Source organism: Oerskovia flava (genome assembly GCF_026163685.1).
Classification (GTDB): Bacteria; Actinomycetota; Actinomycetes; order Actinomycetales; family Cellulomonadaceae; genus Oerskovia_A; species Oerskovia_A flava.
Genome location: NZ_JAOXSR010000003.1, coordinates 26,386 through 46,682, shown reverse-complemented (window position 1 = coordinate 46,682; position 20,297 = coordinate 26,386). Strand labels below are relative to the sequence as shown.

At 72.4% G+C, this 20,297-nt stretch carries 18 protein-coding genes; 11 read left to right on the top strand and 7 right to left on the bottom strand.

Annotation, left to right across the window (positions count from 1 at the left end; translation table 11 throughout):
• Entirely contained in the window at positions 1–774 is a 774-nt protein-coding gene (locus OHL10_RS07140; RefSeq protein ID WP_265521508.1) for a LytR/AlgR family response regulator transcription factor, read from the top strand.
• A 127-nt stretch (positions 775–901) separates the two neighbouring features.
• On the opposite strand, the gene OHL10_RS07135 is transcribed toward OHL10_RS07140, so the two are convergent.
• The gene (locus OHL10_RS07135) at positions 902–1,615 is read right to left on the bottom strand and encodes a class I SAM-dependent methyltransferase (RefSeq protein WP_265521507.1); all 714 of its coding nucleotides are present in this window, start codon (positions 1,613–1,615) and stop codon (positions 902–904) included.
• A gap of 221 nt (positions 1,616–1,836) precedes the next feature.
• Positions 1,837–3,126: an ABC transporter substrate-binding protein gene (locus OHL10_RS07130; protein WP_265521506.1), complete on the bottom strand. Its 1,290-nt coding sequence runs from the start codon at positions 3,124–3,126 to the stop codon at positions 1,837–1,839.
• A gap of 244 nt (positions 3,127–3,370) precedes the next feature.
• On the opposite strand from OHL10_RS07130, the gene OHL10_RS07125 reads away from it, so the two are divergent.
• Complete coding sequence (locus OHL10_RS07125; protein WP_265521505.1) at positions 3,371–3,985, top strand: helix-turn-helix domain-containing protein; 615 nt, start codon at positions 3,371–3,373, stop codon at positions 3,983–3,985.
• A gap of 18 nt (positions 3,986–4,003) precedes the next feature.
• Here OHL10_RS07125 and OHL10_RS07120 read toward each other — a convergent pair whose 3' ends face one another.
• Positions 4,004–4,648, bottom strand: coding sequence for a DUF1028 domain-containing protein (locus OHL10_RS07120; protein WP_265521504.1), 645 nt, complete (start codon positions 4,646–4,648; stop codon positions 4,004–4,006).
• A gap of 124 nt (positions 4,649–4,772) precedes the next feature.
• On the opposite strand from OHL10_RS07120, the gene OHL10_RS07115 reads away from it, so the two are divergent.
• The 7 genes from OHL10_RS07115 to OHL10_RS07085 all read left to right on the top strand — a co-directional run bounded on the left by OHL10_RS07115 (position 4,773) and on the right by OHL10_RS07085 (position 11,681).
• The gene (locus tag OHL10_RS07115) at positions 4,773–6,326 is read left to right on the top strand and encodes an ABC transporter substrate-binding protein (RefSeq protein WP_265521503.1); all 1,554 of its coding nucleotides are present in this window, start codon (positions 4,773–4,775) and stop codon (positions 6,324–6,326) included.
• Between the two features lie 69 nt (positions 6,327–6,395).
• The gene (locus tag OHL10_RS07110; protein ID WP_265521502.1) at positions 6,396–7,340 is read left to right on the top strand and encodes an ABC transporter permease; all 945 of its coding nucleotides are present in this window, start codon (positions 6,396–6,398) and stop codon (positions 7,338–7,340) included.
• The gene (locus tag OHL10_RS07105) at positions 7,337–8,236 is read left to right on the top strand and encodes an ABC transporter permease (protein ID WP_265521501.1); all 900 of its coding nucleotides are present in this window, start codon (positions 7,337–7,339) and stop codon (positions 8,234–8,236) included. Before OHL10_RS07110 ends, OHL10_RS07105 begins: the two co-directional genes overlap by 4 nt.
• Entirely contained in the window at positions 8,236–9,297 is a 1,062-nt protein-coding gene (locus tag OHL10_RS07100; protein ID WP_265521500.1) for an ABC transporter ATP-binding protein, read from the top strand. Before OHL10_RS07105 ends, OHL10_RS07100 begins: the two co-directional genes overlap by 1 nt.
• On the top strand, positions 9,294–10,289 hold the full coding sequence (locus OHL10_RS07095; protein WP_265521499.1) for an ABC transporter ATP-binding protein: 996 nt from the start codon (positions 9,294–9,296) through the stop codon (positions 10,287–10,289). Before OHL10_RS07100 ends, OHL10_RS07095 begins: the two co-directional genes overlap by 4 nt.
• A gap of 213 nt (positions 10,290–10,502) precedes the next feature.
• Positions 10,503–10,706 (top strand): cold-shock protein, encoded by a 204-nt coding sequence (locus tag OHL10_RS07090; protein ID WP_265521498.1) that lies wholly within the window; start codon positions 10,503–10,505, stop codon positions 10,704–10,706.
• Positions 10,707–10,874: 168 nt separating this feature from the next.
• Complete coding sequence (locus tag OHL10_RS07085; RefSeq protein WP_265521497.1) at positions 10,875–11,681, top strand: SCO4651 family lipoprotein; 807 nt, start codon at positions 10,875–10,877, stop codon at positions 11,679–11,681.
• 76 nt (positions 11,682–11,757) lie between these two features.
• On the opposite strand, the gene OHL10_RS07080 is transcribed toward OHL10_RS07085, so the two are convergent.
• Together OHL10_RS07080 and OHL10_RS07075 are read right to left on the bottom strand one after the other, a co-directional pair.
• The gene (locus OHL10_RS07080) at positions 11,758–15,441 is read right to left on the bottom strand and encodes a TM0106 family RecB-like putative nuclease (RefSeq protein ID WP_322645529.1); all 3,684 of its coding nucleotides are present in this window, start codon (positions 15,439–15,441) and stop codon (positions 11,758–11,760) included.
• A 109-nt stretch (positions 15,442–15,550) separates the two neighbouring features.
• Positions 15,551–17,041 (bottom strand): carboxylesterase/lipase family protein, encoded by a 1,491-nt coding sequence (locus tag OHL10_RS07075; RefSeq protein WP_265521496.1) that lies wholly within the window; start codon positions 17,039–17,041, stop codon positions 15,551–15,553.
• A gap of 138 nt (positions 17,042–17,179) precedes the next feature.
• Between OHL10_RS07075 and OHL10_RS07070 the strand changes: the two genes are divergently transcribed.
• A complete protein-coding gene (locus tag OHL10_RS07070; protein ID WP_265521495.1) occupies positions 17,180–18,136 on the top strand; it encodes a hypothetical protein in 957 nt (318 codons plus the stop codon).
• Between the two features lie 56 nt (positions 18,137–18,192).
• On the top strand, positions 18,193–18,429 hold the full coding sequence (locus OHL10_RS07065; RefSeq protein ID WP_265521494.1) for a hypothetical protein: 237 nt from the start codon (positions 18,193–18,195) through the stop codon (positions 18,427–18,429).
• Between the two features lie 51 nt (positions 18,430–18,480).
• Here OHL10_RS07065 and OHL10_RS07060 read toward each other — a convergent pair whose 3' ends face one another.
• The gene (locus tag OHL10_RS07060; RefSeq protein ID WP_265521753.1) at positions 18,481–19,245 is read right to left on the bottom strand and encodes an amino acid ABC transporter ATP-binding protein; all 765 of its coding nucleotides are present in this window, start codon (positions 19,243–19,245) and stop codon (positions 18,481–18,483) included.
• A gap of 11 nt (positions 19,246–19,256) precedes the next feature.
• Entirely contained in the window at positions 19,257–20,258 is a 1,002-nt protein-coding gene (locus OHL10_RS07055) for an amino acid ABC transporter permease (RefSeq protein WP_265521493.1), read from the bottom strand.
• Between the last annotated feature and the right edge of the window lie 39 nt (positions 20,259–20,297).

Genomic DNA, 20,297 nt, shown 5'->3' with positions numbered 1-20,297 from the left:
ATGATGCGACCCAAGGCCCTGATCGTCGACGACGAGGCCCCTGCGCGGGCCGAGCTGCGCTACCTGCTCGAGGAGGTCGGGCAGGTCCAGGTCGTGGGCGAGGCCACCAACGGCGAGGAGGCCCTGCTCCTGCTGAGCTCGCTCGACTACGACCTGGTGCTGCTGGACGTGCGGATGCCCGGTGGGTCCGGGCTGGAGGTCGCCGCGACGTTGCGGCACCGGCCCGACCCCCCGAAGGTCATCTTCACCACCGCCTTCCCGGACCACGCGGTCGATGCCTTCGACCTCGCCGCGGCGGACTACCTCCTCAAGCCCTTCGACGCGGACCGGCTGCGCAGGGCGCTGGACCGGGCGCTGGGCCCCGACGACGGCGCGGCGCCCGGGATCACGGCCTCCGCTCCGCCGTCGTCCGCCGACCCGGCGCCGCGCGGTGACGTCGAGCCGCTGGTCCGCATCCCGGTGCAGAAGGACGGGCGCACGGTCCTCGTGAACGGCGCCTCGATCGTGTACGCGAGCGCGGCTCGCGGGTACTCCTACCTCAAGCTCGCCGACGAGCGCCTGCTGGTGACCATGTCCCTCAACGAACTGGAGCGACGCCTGCGCGGGCACTTCTTCAGGGCGCACCGGTCGTACCTGGTGAACCTCGACCACGTGCGGGAGCTGGTCCCGGACTTCCAGGGTTCGCTGGTGGTGGTCATGGCCGACCGGCAGCGCTCGCGCGTCGAGGTCTCGCGACGGCACGCGCGCGAGCTGCGCCGCCGCTTCGGCATGTAGCCATGCCCGTCCGGTCGTCGCGAGGCGGGCCGGGGTCGCGACGATGGTGCGCAGCACGGTGGCCGTGCGCGCCTTGCTCGTCCCGGCGGCCACGTTCCTCGCCGTGGCGAACGCGGCATCCCCCGTGTCAGTTGTCGGCCCTGCTCCTGAGGACGAAGTAGATGAAGCACAAGAACGCCGAGCGCTCACCACTGACGATGCGTGGTGGGAGCAGCTCGGGCGGGGTCTGCGGTGAGGGCCGCGGCTCGCTCAGGATCTCGATGCCGAAGCCCGCGGCCGTGAATGCGTCGACCATCGCGTGCAGCGGCCGGTGCCACATCGTCAGCACGCCCGGCGCGCCGTCGAACAGGAACTCCTCGGAGTACTGCCGGGTGGCGAAGTAGTCCTCGCCCGGGAAGTTGACCACGCTGGCGGTCGGGTGGTTGACCGAGATGATGAGCCGACCACCAGGCGCGAGCACCCGCCGGAGCTCCGTCAACGGCGCCACCCAGTCCTCGAGGTAGTGGAGCACGAGCGAGGCGACCACGTCGTCGAACGCACCGTCCGCGAACGGCAGGGGCCGAGCGAGGTCCGCGACGTGCAGCGGCACGTCGTCGCCGAGCCTGCGGCTCGCGAGCTCGATCATCGCGGGACTGCCGTCGAACCCGGTCATGACGGCGCCCCTGTCGCGCAGCGCCGCTGTCAGCGGCCCGGAGCCGCACCCGGCGTCGAGGATGCGTCGGCCGCGCACGTCGCCGGCGAGGCGGATCATGGCCGGCCGGTCGTAGTACGCGTTGAGCAGGCTCGACGCGTTCTCGGCGTCGTACCTGGCCGCGAAGTGATCGTAGTGGTCGGCCTTCATGGTGCCCCCTCGCTCGGACGGTCCGATGCCGGGACGCTATCCCGGCCACGGCGATGACGGGGCTGTGACGCCAGGACGCTCACACGTTGAGCCCGAACTCCACAGCATTCCGTCGCACGAGCTCGGCACGTGAGGCCTCGTCCCGACGCAGCGTCCCACGCGCGAGAGGCCCGGCACCGTGACGGTGCCGGGCCTCTCGGTCCGGGTGGAGCGGAGGGACGTCAGCCGATGTTGCCCTCGATCGAGCGCTGGTAGATCGGGACGTTGTTGTCGTCGAACTCGTAGATGCCGATGAAGGCGGACGACGGGTCCATGTCCTCGTTGATCGGGCCGACACCCGAGACCGGCTGGTAGTTGATCTCGTCGCCGTTCTCGAGAGCCTCGACACCCTCGGCGAAGGTCGCGACCTCGACCGAGCCCTCCTCCGAGCCGGAGACGGCGCGCAGGTTGTCGGCGATCGTCTGGCCGTCGGTAGCCCCGCCGCGGATCGCCGCGAGCGCGGCGAGGATCACGGCGTCGTAGGACTCAGGACCGTAGGAGTAGTCGGTGAGCGGGCTGCCCTCGTTCTCCTCGTACCAGTCGCTGAGCAGCGCACGGAACTCGTCGTTGGCCCGGGCGCCGGGGATGGTGCCGAGCGCACCGGCGAGCGTGCCGGCGTCGAACCCGTCCTCGTAGCTGGCCGTGTTGCCATCCGTGTAGAACGTCGTGGTCATGTCCCAGTTCTGGCCGACGAGCTCGCTGATGATGGCCTGGGTCTCGTCGAACGCGATGATGAGGATCGCGTCGGGCTCCTGCGCGAGCAGTGACGTGACCTGCGCGGAGAAGTTCGTCTCGCCGGGCTGGAACTCCTGGCCGCCGTCCGCGCCGCCGTAGACGATCTCGCCGCCACCGGCGGTGAGCGTGTCCTCGACGACGTTGCGCAGGCCCGTGCCGTAGTCCTCGTTCTGCACGAGCATGCCGACGCGGGTGTAGCCCTCGTCCAGGATGAGCGAGCCGAGCGCGGCGCCCTGCACCGTGTCCGGCGGGGCGGTGCGCGAGTAGAGCGGGCTGTACCCGGACAGGGTCGTGGACGTGTTGGCCGGGGAGATCATCATGACGCCGGCCTCGGTGAGCTGGTCGACCACGTTGAGCGACACACCGGACGAGGCCGCGCCGATGACGACGTTCGCGCCCTGGCTGATGAGCTCGGTCGCGCTCTGCGTCGAGACGTTGAGGTCGGTGGTGTCACCGGAGTCCGTCTCGACGAGCTCGACGTCGTTGCCGAGCACACCGCCGGCCTCGTTGATCTCGTCGACCGCGACACCGACGCCGGCGACCTCGGGCGGGCCGAGGAAGGCGAGCGTGCCGGTGATCGGCAGGAGGGTTCCGACGACCAGCGGCTCTGCGGAGCCGCCACCCTCGCCCTCGGTCGGGTCGTCGGACCCGCCGTTGCCGTCGCCACAGGCCGTCAGTGCCAGGGTGACCGCCGCAGCGAGCGCGATACCCCGATGAACGAACTTACGCTGAGTCATTCCATTCCCCTTTGCGGGAGACCGAGGATCCGGGTGGAATCCGATGTGCCGTGCTGATGTGGTGCGCAGTCGAGTCGACCGCTCGGTGCGGTGAACCGTAGTTGGCCAATGTGACGATGGTGTATCGATCGGTCGCGTCTCGCAGATCGTTACAACGCTGTGACCTGGGTCTCACGCGCCGAAGCACGGCTGACGACGCGCGGCGTGGGCGGCGTCATGGGAACGCTCCCCCTACGATGCGAGGGTGAGCGCGCACAGGGAGCCGGACGGGCGAAGCACCTCGACCGGTGCAGGGATCGGCGCCTTCGGCAGCGAGATCCGGCGGACGCGGCAGCGTCTCGGGCTCTCGGTCGAGCAGCTCGCGGACCGCTCGGGCGTGAGCCTCGGGCTCGTCTCCCAGCTCGAGCGCGGGCAGGGCAACCCGTCGTTCCAGACCCTCACGCGGCTCGCCGACGGGCTGGGCATGCCGCTCGTGGCGCTGCTGCAGGGCGCTCAGGAACGGGTCGACCCCGTGGTGCGCGCGAGCGCTCGGACCCGGATGCCCGACCTCGACCCGTCCGACGACGACCCGCCCGGCATGGTCCGCGAGCTCCTCACGCCCCACCTGCACCTGCCCCTGCAGGTGATCCGCACCGAGATGCCGCCGGGCTTCACCAACGAGTCCCGTCCGTTCCGGCACCTCGGCCTCGAGTGCGTGCACGTGCTCTCGGGGGCGCTGCTCGTCACGCTCGGCGCGGACCGGCACGAGCTCGGCCCGGGCGACTCGATCACGTACGAGTGCACGCAGGCCCACTGGTGGGCGAACCTCGCCGACGGGCCGACCGTCGTGCTCGGCTCGGTCACGCCCTACGCGACCTGACCGGACGTCGCACCGGGCTCAGGCCGGGTCGACCGTCGCGGGCAGGTCCGCGTCGTGCAGGTCGAGCAGCCGCGCGAGCTCGGCGACCGGGTCCGCGTGGTCGTCGACCCGCAGGTCCACGTGCGCCGGCGTACCCGGGGCACCCTGGCACGGCACGACGAGGAGGGCGGCGCTCTGCCGGCCACGCGCGTCACCGCCGGCCGCCTGGCCGGCGCGCAGCACGTCGACGAGCAGGTGCGCGAAGGCGGTCGAGCCGTCCGCGGCCACGAAGGTGCGGGCCATCGCCTCGACGACCTGCGATCCCGTCAGGAGGTTGCCCGCGACGGCATAGTCGTCGCCGTGCTCGGAGCCCGCCCACGCGGTGCAGCCGGGCCCGGTCCAGACGGCGGAGCGCCCCCGGGCGTCGACGATCGCGACCTGTCGGCGCGCCCAGCCGGGGTCCCCCTGCCCGAGGAGGTCGAGGACGTGGTCGGGAGCCGCGCCGTCCCGCAAGCTCTCCAGGCCCTGGGCACGGAAGGCACGGTTGGTGAACGCCTGGGTGGCGAGCGCACCGACGCCCGCGGCGGCGGCGGGGACGGCCGCACCCACGGCCAGCGACCGGGTGGCCGTCGCCACACCCAGCCAGGCGTGGTCGGCACTCCGCGCGACGATCGAGAAGGTCATCGAACTCCCATGTGACGTTTGTGTTACGGCTCGTGCCGACTCCTTGCATCCCGCTGACCACGCTAACAGAATGATGAAACCTTCACTATGGTGATGGCACCCCGGACGAACGAGGAGACGAACCATGACCACACGCACCACGAGGCGAGCGGGACTGGCCGTGGTGGCGACCGTCGCGACCGCTGCCCTGTTCGCAGCCTGCAGCCCCGGTGAGGGTGTCGACGTCGACGGCTCCGGCGAGGGCGGCTCGGGCGACGCAGGTGGCATCCTCGTCGCCGCGATCGCCGGCGAGCCGGACCAGCTCGACCCGCAGTCCACGAGCTCCTACTTCTCGTTCCAGGTCCTCGAGAACGTCTTCGACACCCTCGTCGCCCCCGACGAGAACCTCGTCATGCAGCCCGCCCTCGCCGAGTCCTGGGAGATCAGCGACGACCAGCTCACGTGGACCTTCACGCTGCGCGACGACGTCACCTGGCACGACGGCACGGCGTTCGACGCCGACGACGTCGTGTACTCCTACCGGCGCATCATGGACGAGGAGCTGGCCAGCTCGTGGCGCTTCGCCGCCGTCGAGGACGTCAGCGCCACCGACGAGCGCACCGTCGTCATCACGGTCACGAACCCCTCGCCCAACCTGCTCGCCAGCATCGGCGGCTACAAGGGCGTGGCGATCGTCCAGCAGGAGAACGTCGAGTCCGGCGAGATCACCACCCAGCCGGTCGGCACCGGCCCGTTCGAGCTCTCGGCCTACTCCTCGGGCGAGCGCATCGAGCTCGTCGCCCACGAGGAGCACTGGGGCGGCGCGCCCCACCTCGACGGTGTGACCTTCCAGTTCATCCCCGAGCCCACCACGGCGCTCGCCGCGCTCGCCGCGGGCGAGATCGACTGGACGGACTCGGTGCCGCCCCAGCAGGTCGGGTCCCTCATGGAGGACTCCTCGATCGACATCGCCCAGGTCGGCTCCAACGACTACTGGTACCTCGCGACGAACCAGGCGAACCCACCGTTCGACGACGTCCGGGTCCGGCAGGCCATCGCGTACGCGATCGACCGCGACGCGATCACCGAGGCGACGATGTACGGCAACGCGACCGTCAACCAGACCGCGATCCCCGTCAGCAGCGCCTGGTACACCGAGTACGACACCTACTCCCTCGACACCGCGCGGGCGAGCGACCTCCTCGACGAGGCTGGCGTGGACGACCTGACGATCGACCTCATGGTCACGGCCGACTACCCGGAGACCGTCACGGCGGCCCAGGTCATCGAGAGCCAGCTCGCCGAGGTCGGGATCGCCGTCGAGATCCGCAGCCTCGACTTCGGCACGTGGCTCGACGAACAGGGCCAGGGCAACTGGGACATGCTCATGCTGGGGTGGCTGGGCAACATCGACCCGGACGACTTCTACTACGGCCAGCACCACACCGACGGCCCCAACAACTACCAGGGGTACTCGAACCCGGAGGTCGACGACCTGCTCGACGCGGGCCGGACGGAGACCGACGAGCAGGCCCGCCAGGAGATCTACGCCGAGGCGGCCACCCAGATCGCGGACGACGCCAGCTACATCTACCTCTACAACCCGGCCGTCGTGCAGACCTGGTCGCCGGACGTGGTCGGCTACGTCGCCCGCGGTGACCGCGCGATCCGCTTCGCGGACGTCAGCCTCGACCGCTGACCTGCCCCACCCCCCGAACCGATCGGGCCGGCGCCGCCCCCGCGCCGGCCCGATCACGGAAGGATCCCTGTGGCGTTCGTCCTGCGACGCGTCGGGCACTCCCTCGTCGTCCTGCTCGGCGTGACCGTCGTCGTCTTCGCGCTGGTGCACCTGGTCCCCGGCGACCCGGTACGCATCGCCATGGGCACCCGGTACGACCCGGACGTCTACGCGGCCCTGCGCGAGGCGTCGGGCCTCGATCGACCGCTGCTGGAGCAGTACGTGGCCTACCTCGGCAGCGCCCTCACCGGTGACCTCGGTGTGAGCTTCCGCTCGGGCGAGCCCGTCACGACGATCCTGCTGTCCCGCCTCCCCGCGACCGTCTCGCTCGCCGTCGCCGGCCTCGTCGTGGCGCTCGTGGTGGCCTTCCCCCTGGGCGTCTACTCCGCCCTGCACCACGGCAAGGCGTCGGACGTCATCGTGCGCATCGTCAGCCAGGTCGGCGTCTCCGTCCCGGACTTCTGGATGGCGATGCTGCTCATCCTGCTGTTCTCCTCCACGCTCGGCTGGCTCCCGCCGTCCGGCTACGTGCCGCTCACCGAGGATCCCGTCGAGTGGGCGCGGCGCGTGGCCATGCCCGCCGTCACCCTCGGCCTCGTCGCGGGGTCGATCATGACGCGGTACATCCGCTCCTCCGTCCTCGAGGTGCTCGGCGCCGACCACGTGCGCACGGCCGAGTCGAAGGGGCTGCGCGAGCGCGTCGTCCTCGGCCGGCACGTGGTGCGCAACGCGCTCGTGCCCGTCCTGACGATCGTCGGCGTCCAGCTCGCGACGATGCTCGGGGGCGTGATCGTCGTCGAGGTCGTCTTCGCGTGGCCCGGGCTCGGGCGCCTGGTCCTCGACGCCGTCGCGGCACGCGACTACCCGGTCGTGCAGGGAGCGGTGCTCCTGGTCGCGGCGATGTTCTTGCTCGTCAACCTGGTCGTCGACCTGCTCTACGCACGGGTCGACCCGAGGATCAAGGTGTCCCGATGACCACCACCCCCCGGCTCGCCCCCGAGCCCACGCACGGTACGGCCCGACGCCGCGCGCCCTGGGTGCGCTCGCTCGTCGCGCTCCTGCACCACAAGGTCGCGGTCGCGGGGCTCGTCGTCCTCGCGGTGCTCGTCGTGTGCGCCCTCTTCGGCGAGCAGCTCGCGCCCTACCCCGCCAACGCCGTCGACATCTCCCGCGCGCTGCAGCCCCCGAGCACGGCGCACCCCTTCGGCACCGACGACCTGGGGCGGGACGTCATGTCCCGGGTCATCCTCGCCGCGTCGGTCTCGCTGCAGGTCAGCGTCGTGTCGGTGACGATCGCGCTCGTCGTGGGCGTCCTGCTCGGGCTCGTCGCGGGGTACTTCGGCGGCTGGCCGGACACCGTCGTCATGCGCGTCGCGGACGTGATGTTCGCCTTCCCGGTGATGCTCCTCGCCATCGCGATCGTGGCGGTCCTCGGACCAGGCCTCACGACCGCGATGATCGCGATCGGCGTCGTCTACGTCCCGATCTTCGCGCGCGTGACCCGCGCGAGCGTGCTGTCCGTGCGCGAGGAACCGTACGTGCGTGCCGCCGTCTCGCTCGGGGCGCACCCCGGCCGCGTCATCGTGCGGCACGTGCTGCCGAACGTCAGCGCGCCCATCATCGTGCAGACCTCCCTCTCGCTCGCGTTCGCGATCCTCTCCGAGGCCGCCCTGTCCTTCCTCGGCCTCGGGGTCCAGCCGCCCGCGCCGTCGTGGGGGCGCATGCTGTTCGACGCGAAGGCGTTCCTCGACCAGGCGTGGTGGATGGGCGTGTTCCCCGGCCTCGCGGTCTTCGTGACCGTGCTGGCCCTCAACCTCGTGGGCGACGCGCTGCGCGACGTGCTCGACGTCCGGAAGACGGTGAACGACTGATGCCCGCCCTCTCGGTGCAGGACCTGCACGTACGGATCAAGGACGCGCAGATCCTGCGCGGCGTCTCGTGGTCGGTGGAGCACGGCCAGACCCTCGGGATCGTCGGCGAGTCCGGCTCGGGCAAGTCCATGACGGTGCTCGCCGCGACCGGGCTGGTCGGCCCGCCGCTCGCCCAGGTGACGGGTCGTGCCGTGCTCGGCGCGCCCCACTCGTCGGGCCGGTCGTCCGGAGGTCCGGACGGTCCGGCGTCGGCCACGCTGCCCGACGGCGGTGGTCAGGACCTGCTGACCCTCTCGCCCGCGGGCCGGCGCGCGGTGCGCGGACGCCGGATCGGGTTCGTGTTCCAGGACCCGGCGACGTCGCTCAACCCCATCCTCGACGTGGAGCGGCAGCTCACCGAAGGCCTGGAGGAGCACCTGGGGATGACCCGGCGCGCAGCCCGCGGCCGCGCCCTCGAGCTGCTCGAGATGGTCGGTATCCCCGACCCCGAGCGGCGGCTGCGGGCGTACCCGCACGAGCTGTCGGGCGGGATGCGGCAGCGGGTGATGATCGCGATCGCGCTGTCCTGCGACCCGGACGTCCTCATCGCGGACGAGGCGACGACCGCGCTCGACGTGACGATCCAGGCCCAGATCATCGACGCCGTGCGGGACCTGCAGGAGCGCCTGGGCACCGCCGTCGTGTGGATCAGCCACGACCTCGGCGTCGTGGGCGGCCTGGCCGACGAGGTGGTCGTCCTCTACGGCGGCCAGGTCGTCGAGCAGGCAGACGTGCTGACGCTCTTCGCGCAGCGCTCGCACCCGTACACCGAAGGGCTGTTCGCCTCGCGGCCACGCCTGGGGTCCGCGGGCGGCCACCTGACGACGATCCCCGGATCGCCCCCTGACCCCCGCAGCCTGCCGGCCGGGTGCGTGTTCTACGACCGTTGCACACTGCGCTCCGACCCCCGCTGCGCGACCCACCGCCCCGAGCTGGTCCCGCTGGCCCCGGGGCACCTCGTGCGCTCGTTCTGCGCGACGCCGGTGCGGGACGCGCCGCTCGACCCCGAGGAGACCGCATGAGCGTCCACGACGCACCCCTGCTGCAGGTCGAGGGGCTGCAGGTGCGCTTCCCGGTCCGTACCGAACGGCGCAAGGCCTGGGTCCACGCCGTCGAGGACGTGTCCTTCTCGCTCGCCCACGGCGAGACGCTCGGACTCGTGGGCGAGTCCGGCAGCGGCAAGTCGACCATCGGCAACGCCCTCCTCGGGCTCGTGCCGCCCACGGCGGGGCGCATCCTGCTCGACGGGCACGACGTCACGTCCGCCCGCGGACCTTCCCTGCGTGAGCTGCGGCGCCGCGTGACGATGGTCTTCCAGGACCCCCTGGCCTCGCTCGACCCGCGCCGGACCATCGAGGACAGCGTGCGCGAGCCGCTCGAGATCCACCGCTTGTCGCCGGGTCGTGAGCGGGGACGGCGCGTCGCGGACCTCCTGGACCTCGTCGGGCTGCCACGCCGGTTCGCCGACCACTACCCGCACGAGCTCTCGGGCGGCCAGCGTCAGCGGGTGTGCATCGCCCGCGCCCTCGCGGGCGATCCCGAGATCGTCGTCCTCGACGAGGCCACGGCCTCGCTCGACGTCTCGGTCCAGGCACAGATCATGAACCTCCTGCAGGACCTCCAGCGCGACCTCGGCCTGTCGTACCTGTTCATCTCGCACGACCTCGCGGCCGTCGAGCACATGAGCCACCGCGTCCAGGTCATGTATCTCGGGCGCCTCATGGAGAGCGCCGGGCGGGAGGAGATCTACGCGGCGCCGGGGCACCCGTACACACAGGCGCTGCTGTCGGCCATCCCGGCGGACGACCCCGTCGTCGAGCGCGGTCGGCGACGCATCCTCCTGCGGGGCGACGTGCCCTCCCCCGTCTCCCCGCCGTCGGGCTGCGTGTTCCGCACCCGCTGCCCCCTGGCGATCGACGTGTGCGCGGAGCGTGTCCCGGAGCCCGTCGGGCTGGGGGCGGGACACGTCGCGGCCTGCGTCCGGGCAGGCGAGCGTGTGCCCGCGGGAACCTGACAAAAATTCTCTGGGTCAGCGCATAGCACAACCGTCCCGAACCCTGTACCGTAGTTCCCGAGATTGCAGTGCCTCGCTTGTCCTCGCGCGCAGGTTGCCGTCACCCGGCGGAACCCTAGCGGACCTTGTTACCCCAAGAGTTGACGACGAACACCGTGATGTACTCCCCGCGAGGTGCGGGGGTGTGATCCCGACTCTTGAAGGAGTAACACCATGGCAGTAGGAACCGTGAAGTGGTTCAACGGCGAGAAGGGCTACGGCTTCATCGCTCCCGAGGACGGCAGCGCTGACGTGTTCGCGCACTACTCGGCCATCCAGGCCCAGGGCTTCCGTACCCTCGAGGAGAACCAGCGCGTCGAGTTCGACGTCACCCAGGGCCCCAAGGGCCCCCAGGCGGAGAACATCCGCCTCGTCTGACGTTGTCGGTCGGCTGACCTCCGGGTGAGCTGACCACATCATCATCACCGAGTGCCCCTGGTCGTTCCGCGACCAGGGGCACTCGTGCGCGGGGGGTCGTCAGCAACCTCCCGCACGTCCGCGGTGCGACGTCCGTCGTGCCGGTTCTGCATCCAGGGAGTCTGCTCAATGCGCTCAGCACGCACCGTCCGTACCGTCGCCACCCTCTCCGTCCTCACGCTCGGCCTCTTCGGGATCGGCGCGTGCTCGACCGGCACCGAGCCGTCCGGCTCCGGAACCACCGGGTCCACCGATGAGGAGGCTGCTGGCGAGGAGTCCTCGGACGAGGAGCTGACCCCGGAGAACTTCGCGCAGCGCATCGTCGACGCCCAGGTCGCTGCCGGCTCCGTGACGATGTCGATGGTGATGGAGGCCGAGGGCATGACCATGGAGATGCTCGGGGACCTCGTCATCCACGAGTCGACCATGGACATGGCGATGACCATGACCATCCCGGGCAGCGACGAGATGGAGATCCGCGTCGTCGACGAGATGTTCTACGTCAACATGGGCGAGCTGAGCGGCGGCCTGTTCGTCCAGGTCGACCCCTCGGACCCCGAGGACCCGCTGGCACAGTCCTTCGACGGGCTCACCGAGCAGATGGACCCGAACCAGAGCATCCGTGACCTCGACGGTGCCATCAAGAGCGTCGAGAAGGCCGGCGACCCGGTCGACATCGACGGCGTGCCCTCGCAGCCCTACGACGTGGTCGTCGACGTCGCGAAGGTCAGCGGGATGATGGAGGAGCAGGCCGCCGGGGCCGAGCTGCCTGAGGAGATCACGTACCAGTACTGGATCGACGCCGACGACCTCATGCGCAAGGTCACCTTCGACGTCGCCGGGTCGACGAGCGAGATGACGATGAGCAACTGGGGCGAGGACCTCGACGTCGTCGCGCCGAGCGCCGACGAGATCACGACCGAGCCGCTCTTCTGACCGGTCCGCTGTACTGACCGACCCGCTCCACGAGCACGGCCCGGTCACGCCCTACGGCGTGACCGGGCCGTGCTCGTCAGCCACCCTCTGCGCCCGGTCGGTCGCCCCGCTCGCACAGGCCGATGAAGGCACCCAGCTCCTCGAGCCCGCGGGGCGAGTGCGGCAGGTACTGCGTGAGGGCGGGCGACCGGACCACGACGGCGCACCACTGCGCGCGCGAGACCGCGACGTTGACCCGGTTGCGCGAGAGCAGGAAGCCCATCCCCCGCGGGACGTCGCCGGCGGAGGACGCCGCGAAGGTGACGATCACGACGGGCGCCTCCCGGCCCTGGAACTTGTCGACCGTCCCGACCTGCACCTGCGCGTGCCCCGCGGCGGCCAGCGCCTGCCGCACGGCCCGCACCTGCGCGTTGTAGGCCGCGACCACGAGCACGTCGCCCTCGTCGAGCGGTCGGGTGACGCCGGCGGCGGTCCAGGCGCGGCCGAGGAAGCGCTCGACCTGCCGGACGACCTCATCGGCCTCCTCGCGTGACCTCACCTGGTTTCCGCGATGCTCCACGGGGACGTGGTGGATCCCCGGGCGCGCACCGTCGAGGTCGCGGGCGGCCGCCACGGGGTGGGCGTGCAGGCGGTCCTCGTACGACAGGGCCGAGACCGCGGCGGCGAGCGCGGGGTGCATCCGCCACGTCGTCGGCAGGAAGTAGCCGCGGTCGGCGGGGAGGACGTCGTGCCCGTCGGTGAGCCAGCCGAGCGCGGACCGGTCGACGGGTTCGGGGTGCGTTCCCTGGCTGACCTGCGGCAGCTGCTGCGGGTCCCCCAGGAGCAGCAGGCGCTGCGCGCTCCGGGCGACGGCGACCGTGCTCGCGAGGGCGAACTGCCCGGCCTCGTCGATGACGAGCAGGTCGAGCCCGCCGGGCGGCATGCGCTCCCCGGCAAAGTCCCACGCGGTACCGCCGACGACTCGTGGCCCAGGCTCGGCGGCGAACGCTGCGAGTGCCGGCCCTGCGAGCTCGGCGCACACCGCGGTGTCGGACGACCCGTCGGCGGCCCTCTTCTTCGCGACCAGCTCGGACCGGACCCCGGCCGCGACGACGGCGCGCAGCATGTTCTCGACGACCGCGTGCGACTGCGCGACGACCCCGACCCGCCAGCCGGACTCGACGAGCCGGGCCACGACACGCGACCCGACGTACGTCTTGCCCGTCCCGGGCGGCCCCTGGACCGCGACGTACGACTCGTCGAGCCCGACCAGGGCCGCGGTGATCGCCGTGACCAGGTCTCCGTCCTCGACCGTCGGGAGCGGGGCGCCGTCGAGCAGCCGTGGGGGCGTGCGCCGGAGGATGTCGCTCGCCGCCCCGCGCGGCAGCGACCCGTCCGCCCGCCACCGCTCGAGCGCGCTGCGTGCGGCGCCCTCGGTGGCGGCCTCGAGCGGGGCGGTCCCGGGACCAGCAGCGGGGGTGAGGGCCATGGGGACGGCGTCGAAGGGCTCGGCCCCGCCCGGGAGCTGCTCGCGGACGCGCAGCACGTCACGCTCCCCGACGGTCGTGGCACGGCGATCTGCGGCGAGGACGGACGCACCCGTGAGCCAGCCGCGTGAGCCGTCGGCGGAGGTCTTGGCGCACGGCGGCAGCGGCGGGTCGTAGAGCAGGTAGGGCGCGGCACCGGCCCGCAGGTCGGTCCCCTCCGGCAGCCGGCCGGTCAGCTCGAGCAGCCGTGACGGATTGCGCCGGCCGGGCTCGACCGACCAGTCGGAGACGACCTCGGCGCGTTCCACGTGGAACGCGTTGCGCCGACCCAGCCACTCGTCGACGGGCATGGTCAGCCGCGAGAAGTGCTCGTGCCAGAACGGCTTGGCCTCGCGCCGGTAGTACCCCACCGCGGCGCCGTACATCGCGAGCGCCTGGGCCACGTCGTCCCGGCGGGCCCGGTCCTCGCCGATGACCCCCCGGATCTCCTCCTCGAGCACGAGCCCTGCGGACGGCTCGGCGGGCAGGGCCGGATCGGCATCCGTGGGCGGGGTGACGGGCCCGAGTGCGGTCTCCCGCACGGGCTCGGCGCGATCAGCGCCCTGGACCGCGCCCTGCAGCCACTCCAGCAGGCGCAGCGTGGAGACGCAGTCGTACCGGTTGTAGTCCGCGATGCCCCGCAGCAGCGCGTCGGCCTCCGCGGCCCTGCCCGCGTCCCGCAGCGCGCAGTACTCGGCGTAGGCGACGACGGACGCCGCGGCGTCCGTCACGTCGCCCGTGCGCAGCTCGTCACCCATGTAGAGGGGCTCGAGCTTCTTGATGGAGCGGGACTTGTTCGCGATGTGCAGCGACTGGCGCACGACCGCGTAGAGGTCGACGAGGACGCCGTCGCGCAGCAGGTCGTCGACCTCCTCCTCGTACACGCCGTGGCGCGCGGCGATGGCGAGCAGGTGCGTCTTCTCGTAGGCCGCGTAGTGGTAGACGTGCAGGTCCGGGTGGGTGCGTCGCCGGTCGGCGACGTGGTCGACGAACGCGATCAGCGCGTCCCGCTCGGCGACGAGGTCGTGCGCCCACAGGGCGTGGAACGGAGGGTCCGCACCCGGCGTGGAGGGGCGTTCCACCCAGCCGAAGAGGTAGTCGATCCCCCAGTCGGTCCCGTCGTCGTCGCTCCACAGCGGGTCGCCCTCGAAGTCGAAGAAGAGGTCGCCGGCGCTCGGCGGTGGGAGCCGCTGGACGGGTGCGGGGTCGTCGATGCGCCAGGCGAGCTCGCGCGGTCCGCTCGCGTCGGCCCACCGGACGGTGCCGTGCGCCCACGCGGCGTCGTCCGTGGGGTCGCCGAGCTGGAGCGCGGCCTGGCGACGCAGCTGGACGAACCGGTCGTGCGGCATGTCCGCGGGTCCCGTCGTCGCGGCGGCGAGCTCGTCGATCGTGGTGATGCCCGCGCCGCGGAGGCGTTCGCGCTGCGTCTCGTAGACGCCGCCGACGAGGAGCACGTCCCGGCGTGCGGCGACCTGCTCACCGCAGCGGTCGCAGCGCCCGCACGCCTGCACGTCCGGGTCGTCCCAGGGTGCCGGGTCGGTGCGGGCCAGATGGGCCGCGGTGAGGGCCGTCAACCGTGCACGACGGTCGCGGTAGACGGGCAGGACGTCCGCGACGCGGTGGTCGGACCACGTGCCCGCCCCCAGCACGAGCGACACGGTCGGCGCGACGGGCACCCCCGCGGCGAGGAGCTGGTCGGCGTACGCCCCGACCTGCAGGAGCGCGGGCACCTTGGCGCGGCGGGCGAGCTTGGTGTCGACGACGGTGTAGGCCGCGCCGCGCCGGACGAGGAAGTCCGCCCGCCCGGAGAACTCGCCGTCGAAGAGCACCGCCTGGTAGACGACGTCGGCGCCGGCCTCGAGCGCGGCGAGCGTGTGCGCATGGGCGTCGGCCAGCTCGGCGTACGTCGAGCGGCGCGCGGGCTCGATGCGGACGACACCACGTCCCGTCGCGGGGTCGAACGGCCCGTGCTGCCGCTCGAGGTCGGCCAGGACGGCGAGCTCGTGGCGCTCCCCGAGCGCCGCGGTGCGGTCCAGCATCGCGTCGTCGCCCGGCTCGCGGGCCGGTACCCGGCCCAGGGTCTCGTCGAGGCGGCAGAGGAGGCGGTACTCGCACTCGGCGGCGACCACGAGGTCGCTCACGGAGTGCACGAGGGTCCGGGTGCGCACCGCGGCCCCGCCAGGCGATGTGCCGGGTGCTGTGCCGGATGACGTGGCGTCCGCGCGGGGGGCGAGCGGTTCGTCGACGAGGAACACCGGCGCCTCCGTGCGTCAGGTCTGTGCCGGCGGGAGGTCGGCAGACCGGCTGGTCGCCGGCTGGTGTCCGTTCTACCAGCCGACGCCCACGGACCGCCCACGGAACGCCTCAGCGGGCGGCGAGCGCGCGCTCGGCGCGGTACAGGTCCCCCGCGACCCCGCCGTCGTCGTCGGGCACACGGCCGTCGAGCACGCGGCCCTGAAAGTCCGGGGCGGCGTACTGCGGCCAGCCGGGGTCGCCGGTGCTCACGAACCGGACCCACGCCCCGTGCATCTCGTCGGCGAGGACCTGGGGCGGGTGCGGGCCGGTGCTGCGCTCGACCCCGTCCGCGGCCAGGCAGTCCCACGCGAAGGGCAGGTCGAGGCAGTGGGGCGAGCTCCCGTGGTGCGCCGGGCTGGGCCACCGGAAGTCGAAGACCCACGTGTCACCGGCGTGCGCGGCGGTGTACTCGGTGAGCGGGCCGCGCAGCACGAGGTCGGTGAAGAGCTGGCCGAGCACACCGGCGGTGCCGAGGCCGCGTCGGTCGCGCACGTACTGCGCAGCCACCCGACGGGAGAGGCCGGTGCGGGTGAGCACGAGGGTCGCGGGAAGGACCCGCAAGAGCCGCGGGAGGGAGGACGCGACGTCGTTCATCTCCTCGGCGGTGGTGCCCGCGAGCAGGGCCTTGTCCGCCCCGGTCCCCCGGCGCAGCGACTCGACCACGGGGAGCGGCACGGTCTCGCCGTCGACCACGGGCCCGAACGCGAGGACGCCCCCCGACCGGGCGGCGAGCCTGCCGAGGACGTCCCGGGGCCCCGTGGCCCGGTCGGGAGCGGTCGCCGTCCGCTGCGCGTCGAGCACCTGCGCCTCGGTGCGGGTGAGGAACCCGGCCCGGACCGGCTCGACCCCCAGCACGTCCGCGAGCCGCCGCGTCGTCTGCTCCGCCGCGTCGAGCGGGACGTCCCCGAGCGCAGCGGAGTGCGCGACGACGCGCCGGAAGAGCTGCTGCGCCCGGGACAGCGCCAGGAGGGTCAGGACGGCGCCCCCGCCGGCGCTCTGGCCCGCGATCGTCACCTGGTCGGGGTCCCCACCGAACGCGGCGATGTTGTCCCGCACCCATTCGAGCGCACAGATCCAGTCGAGGACCGCACGGTTGGGCGGGGCGTCGGGCAGCCACCCGAAGCCGTCGAAGCCCAACCGGTAGGACACGCTCACGGTGACGACGCCGTCGCGGTTGAACGCCGCGCCGTCGTACCAGGGTGAGGCGGGCGAGCCCGCGACGTAGCCGCCGCCGTGGAACCACACGAGGACGGGACGCCGGGCGGCGTCGTCTCCCGGGCAGGGCGTGAACACGTTGAGGCGCAGGGTGTCGTCACCCGGGACGGACGGCTCCGGGATCGCGGTGATCTCGGCGAGCGGGCGGCGCTGCGGCGTCGAGCCCATGGCCGTCGCGTCCAGCACCCCGCCCCACGGTGCGCGCGGCACGGGGGCGGCGTACCGCAGCTCACCGACGGGCGGCTCGGCGAACGGGATGCCGCAGAACGCGGCGGACGACGGACCGCGTCGCACGCCACGGACCGTACCCGAGCGGGTGCGCACGACAGGTGCCTCGGTGCTCATGGACGGTCCTTCCGGTGCGGGCGGGACGGGGGCGGGCCATGGGCGGGACGTGGGAGCGACTGGCACCCGAGGCACCGCCTGCTCCATAGTGTTCCCCGTCGACCGTACGTCGCCGACCGCCTCGCCGAAGGAGCAGCCATGCCCGTGCGCTTCAACCCCCCGCCGGGTTGGCCCACACCTCCCGGCTTCACCCCGACGGACCAGTGGCACCCGGACCCGTCCTGGCCGCCCGCGCCGCCCGGGTGGGTGTTCTGGACCGACGACGCCGCCGCGGCGTCACCGCCGCTGCCGCCTCCCGTCGTGACGGTGCCACCCCGCCGGTCGATGCGAGACCAGGGGCACGACGTCGTGACTCCGACCGCGCCGCTGGACCGAGGATCCGTACCGACCCAGGGGTCGACGCACGGTCAGGCGCTGACACCCGCGCACGTGCCTGCCGCGAGCTCGACGATGGTGATGCCCGCGGTGCGCACGGAGGCCACGTACCCGCCCGTGCACCGGCCGTCAGGCCCGACGCCGGTTGCGACGCCGATGCAGGCGTCGGCCCCCCGCGTCGCCCCCGTCCCGTCCGGTCCCGTCGGCCCCCTGGGTCTGTCGGTTCCCGCGGCAGAGGAAGGGTCGGAACACGGGTCGAGCACCGAGTCCGGCGGGCGACGCTGGCTCGTGCCCATCATCTTCGGGGTCGCGGGGGTCGCCGTCGGTCTGCTCGGTGGTCTGGGCGTGACGATGACGGCGCAGGCCGAGGCCGAGCGCGTCGGTGCCGCGGCCGAGCGGATCCAGGAGGAGGCCGCGGCAGAGCGCAGCCAGATCGAGGCCGAGCGTGCCGAGCTGGAGCAGCTCCAGGCGGAGGTCGCCACGGCGCGCGAGGAACTCGCGGACCGCGAGAAGGCGGTCGCCTCCCAGGAGTCGGAGATCTCCGAGGCGCGGACCGCGCTCGACGGCCGCGCCTCCGAGCTCGACCAGCGGCAGAGCGACCTCGACCAGCGCGAGCAGGACCTGTCCGACAGGGACCGGGACCGGGGTCGTGGCAACGGCAACGGTGACGGTGACGACGACGGTGACGACGACGGCGGCTGGAGCTGGTGGGGCGGGTAGGGCACGCCCCGGCGCTTCGGGTAGCGAAATCGGTCTCCATCACGGACCGTAGGAGGGTGCTGAAGATTGCGGACGACGAGACACCCCTCTACGACGAGCTCGTGGAGCAGCTGGAGCGCACACGCCCGTTGATCCACCTCGCCCGCGCGCTGAGTGACGGCGCGGCCACCGACGAGCCGGTCGCGTCCGGCAGCGCGACCGGTCTCGACCCCGTCGTGGCGACGCCGGGCGACGCCGAGCCGCTGCCGCAGCGCACCCTCCCGGTCGACGAGAGCCGCGCGCTCGCGAGCTGACGGGACGGCCGCCGTCCGCTCGTCTGCGGTGCGTGAGCCGGAGCGCGCGCGTCAGAGCACGTGCGCGAGGAACTCCCGGGTCCGCTCCTGCGAGGGATTGCCCAGGACCTGCTCGGGCGAACCTTGCTCGACGATCCGGCCCTCGTCCATGAAGACGACCGTGTCCGCGACCTCACGGGCGAACCCGATCTCGTGCGTGACGACGATCATCGTCATGCCGCTCGCCGCGAGGTCCCGCATGACCGCCAGGACCTCGCCGACGAGCTCCGGGTCGAGGGCCGATGTCGGCTCGTCGAAGAGCATGAGCTCGGGGTCCATGGCGAGCGCGCGGGCGATCGCGACCCGCTGCTGCTGACCCCCGGAGAGCTGCGACGGGTAGTGGTCGGCGCGGTCGGTCAGGCCGACGCGCTCCAGCAGCTCGACCGCCCGGGCACGGGCCGTGGCCTTCGACCGGCGGCGCACCTGGACGGGTGCCTCCATGACGTTCCGGAGCGCGGTCATGTGGGGGAACAGGTTGAAGCGCTGGAAGACCATGCCGATGCCGGAGCGCTGCCGCGCGACGACCTTCGGATGCAGCCGGTGCAGACGCGTGCGGCCCCGGCTCGTCACCTCGCGGTAGCCCATGAGCTCACCGTCGACGTGGATGCGCCCCGCCGTGATCTCCTCGAGCTCGTTGACGCAACGCAGCAGCGTCGACTTGCCGGACCCGGACGGGCCGAGGACGACGCACACCGAGCCGCGCGTGACCTCCAGGTCGACGCCGCGCAGCACGTGCACGTCGCCGAACGCCTTGTGCAGACCGGTGATCTCCACCATCGGGACGTCCGTCACGGGGTCACCTCCAGGAAGGGGTCGGCGTCCTTGGTCGTGCCCGACGCCGCGATCGCGGCCTGGCGGCTCGGCCGCCCGTCGCGTCCCCGCGGTCCTCGCGGCCCCGGCCGGGCAGGGCGGGACGTCTCGCCGAAACCACGACCGTAGTAACGCTCCACGTAGTGCTGCCCGACCATGAGGATGCTCGTGATGAGCAGGTACCAGATCGCCGCGACGAGGAGCAGCGGGATCGGCAGGAACGTCCGGTTCGCGATCGCGCCGGACGCGAACGTCAGGTCCAGCGTGAACGGCACCGCGAGGACGAGCGACGTCGTCTTGAGCATGGAGATCGTCTCGTTGCCCGTCGGCGGCACGATCACCCGCATCGCCTGCGGCAGCACGATCCGGCGCAGGATCGCGGCGTCGGCCATACCGAGGGCCTTGGCAGCCTCGGCCTGGCCCGGGTCGACCGACCCGAGCCCCGCCCGGACGATCTCCGCGAGGTACGCCGCCTCGTTGAGCGCGAGCCCGAGGATCGCCGCCCACATCGCGGTGATGACGTCCGACGTCGTGAAGACGAAGAACTCCGGGCCGAACGGGACCCCGACGCTCAGCCGCGGGTACAGGACCCCGATGAGCCCCCAGAACACGAGCTGGGTGTAGATCGGCGTGCCCCGGAAGAACCAGATGTAGAACCAGCTCGCGCTGCGCATCACCGGGTTGTCCGAGCGCCGCATGATCGCGAGAGTCACCGCGAGCACGATCGCGATCGCCATCGAGGAGAACGTCAGCAGCAGCGTCCACCCGACGCCGCGCACGATCTGCACGTCGCGCAGGTAGAGCCAGACGACGTCCCAGCGGAACTTCTCGTTCGTCACCAGCCCGTTCACGGCCATCGCCGCGAGGACGAGCAGCACGACGGCGGCCACCCACCTCCCGGGACGGGGCACGGGGACGGCGTGGATCCGCTCGGGGACCCGGTCGTCGGGCACCTTCGCGCCCTCGGTGGTCACGGCCATGACTGCCTCATCTCGCCGGGCGCTGCCGCCCGGTCGCTT